This window comes from Bacillus sp. TL12 (assembly GCF_022625245.1).
In the GTDB taxonomy this organism is placed as follows: Bacteria; Bacillota; Bacilli; order Bacillales; family Bacillaceae_G; genus Bacillus_A.
Genome location: NZ_JAJJBY010000268.1, coordinates 1 through 237 on the forward strand (window position 1 = coordinate 1; position 237 = coordinate 237).

General features: G+C 51.5%; 1 tRNA gene and 1 rRNA gene. Both read left to right on the forward strand.

The annotated features are described in order from the left end of the window. Nucleotides 1-37: 37 nt before the first annotated feature. Nucleotides 38-153: ribosomal RNA gene (gene rrf / locus LOK41_RS28870) — 5S ribosomal RNA — on the forward strand. A 4-nt stretch (nt 154-157) separates the two neighbouring features. Continuing rightward, nucleotides 158-233, forward strand: a tRNA-Val gene (locus LOK41_RS28875). Nucleotides 234-237 lie beyond the last annotated feature (4 nt).

A 237-nucleotide genomic window follows, 5' to 3' on the forward strand; every position in this document is an offset into this window, starting at 1 on the left:
GTTGACATTCTGAAAAGAATGTGTATAATAATAAAAGTCTGGTAATGATGGCAGAGAGGTCACACCCGTTCCCATACCGAACACGGAAGTTAAGCTCTCTAGCGCCGATGGTAGTTGGGGCCTTGCCCCTGTGAGAGTAGGACGTTGCCAGGCAAATGGAGGATTAGCTCAGCTGGGAGAGCACCTGCCTTACAAGCAGGGGGTCGGCGGTTCGATCCCGTCATCCTCCACCATATA